At 50.5% G+C, this 2301-nt stretch carries 2 protein-coding genes; both read right to left on the bottom strand.

Features of this window, described 5'->3' with window-relative positions; genetic code table 11:
• Positions 1–221 precede the first annotated feature (221 nt).
• A complete protein-coding gene (locus CA13_RS34170) occupies positions 222–866 on the bottom strand; it encodes a hypothetical protein (RefSeq protein WP_146404793.1) in 645 nt (214 codons plus the stop codon).
• Between the two features lie 1058 nt (positions 867–1924).
• A partial coding sequence (locus CA13_RS34165) for a hypothetical protein (RefSeq protein WP_419195334.1) occupies positions 1925–2301 on the bottom strand: 377 nt, incomplete at its 5' end.

The following is a 2301-nucleotide window of genomic DNA, read 5'->3' as shown; positions in this document are numbered from 1 at the left end:
AGTATCAGTTTAACGAGGTCCCAATTTAAAAGCAACAAACGACGTTGTCGGACCAAACGATTGCCAGCGGATCATCGACAACGCCCCCATAGCAGAACATCGATCGCCCGGAGTGTGATAACGGTAGTGATCAGCGGGGACGGGCGAACGGCTTGCAAGCAGACGAGAAAACGGACCACCCGTCCTCCGTTGCATCACATGGTTATCGCAAATTTTGTTTGTTAACGCGATGGTCCGGATGGGTAGACGACCTCTTTCTTGTATTCAAGTTTCAGTTTGCGAAATCCGATCCATTCACCCGCATGACGAACAAACCAGTCCATTCCCTCTGGTCCAACAATTGGCAAAGGAAAACGTGGAGCGTATTGCGATCCGTAAAACAGTTGAGGGTATCCATACCCGGTCTTCAGCTCAGCAGTGACGTCCGCGATATGGTCGCCTGAAATGACATTGCAAGGTGGCCGATCGAGAACCACCTCCCAAATGCGCTCCATGCTTGCCTCAATTGCATCATCATGTGGCAGGTCAAAAATGTAGCCATCGGGTTCGTACGATGCCGGATACGATTCAGGCTCGTCCGCGTTGAGATCCCAAGTGTGCCATGGAACGTCAACGGTCTTGTCGTAAACGGTTTCACGAAATGTAAACGGTGCCAAAGCCGATGACTCAAGTATTGCCCTGAAACTGTCAGATACCAACAGGTTGTCGCCGGGTCCACCGATATAAACGGGAGGAACAAAAGGCCCAGTACGCAAGATGTGCAGTAGTCCATCATCGTCGTTTCGGGGAGCACAACCTCGCACCAAAGCCCGACCATAGTCGGATCCAAACAATAGTCGGTCGTCGAGAATGTAGAGTTGCGTCATGCGTAGGATTCGATCTGATCGATGCGATAACGGTGGTGATCAGCGGGGACGGGCGAAAGACTTGCAAGCAGACGAGAAAACGGACCACCCGTCCTCCGTTGCATCACATGGTTATCGCACGGATGTGGGTTAAACGCCGATCGAGTCACCATGATGAATTAGACGAACCGAGCACCGTCCGTTTAGCCTTCGGCCCCTTCGGTGACGGTTGTCCGTTTCCTAGCAGTATCAGTTTAACGAGGTCCCAATTTGAAAGCAACAAACGACGTTGTCGGACCAAACGATTGCCAGCGGATCATCGACAGCGCCCCCATAGCAGAACATCAATCGCCCGGAGTGTGATAACGTCCGTGATCACCGAGCCGGAACGGTTGATCATCCATTTCAAAAACACATGCAAGACCGGCTTCGTGTGCATCACATTGTTATCCGACGGTTGAATTAGTCAAGCCAAATCGACGACTCATCTATTGACCAGTCGGCATGTGCGGTAGGGATTCCACAAACCCTACTAACGAACACCAGTTCGCAATTATTACAAACTGCCCCAAGCATGTCACCACCGCCGTTTGGGCCATCCCAATGCCCAATGCGTCCATGTGTTATGAAGGAGGTCGAGCCACAAGCAGTACACGATATCGGAGCCATTTTGCTCATTATAGGATCTCTGTCATCCGTCGATGCACAAAGCACAAGCGAAAACGAATCCGCCAAGTGTTTAAGGCACGCGTGGTCATAGGTGTGTTCGGGAAACTGCGCAAGAAATATCTTCAACAGGTCGTTTGCCCGATGCACGAGAGTTAGGTTCTTAGACCTTTGGTGTCGCCGCTCAAACGATTTCCAACGACGAACTGCAATGGGAATTAGTGACTCGTCGGCCATCACGCATCCCGCTGATCGTTCCCGAGCAACTATTTCGTCAAGTCTCTCAGAGTCAGTTTCAGTACGCATGGCATCACCAAAAGTCGAGTCGGATAACGACAAAGATCACCGAGCCGGAACGATAATACTAGACTTCAATTTGCACGCGCAAGTCCGGCTTCGTGTGCATCGTTTTGTTATCCGTCGTTTAGCGGACTGGGCGAATCTGATTGTACGCCGTCTGCAATCGACGTTCCATCTGGAAGTCCTCCCCAGGATTGGCCGGTCCACTCCCATATTTTGTCGATCGCAATCCTTTGTGGTTCGCTAAAGTGCTGCTCATCCGCAAGTTTGTTACACATGTACAAGATGTTGTTTGTTCTGATCTGAGCGACAACGAAACCAGATTCGATTTCCTCAATATCAACGAGCTTTATTTCGCGTCGCACATCTTTAGCTATGAAACTAGACAAAACTCTCTTGTCGGCAAAGGCCGAGCGGATCACTTCATTGCGCTTCGCGATGCCGCGTTCTCGAAAGAAGGTTTTGATTGCTTGCAGCATTATTTCGAAGA

This window comes from Novipirellula herctigrandis, assembly GCA_007859835.1.
Taxonomy (GTDB): Bacteria; Planctomycetota; Planctomycetia; order Pirellulales; family Pirellulaceae; genus Novipirellula_A; species Novipirellula_A herctigrandis.
This window is presented reverse-complemented; position numbering and strand designations above follow the sequence as displayed.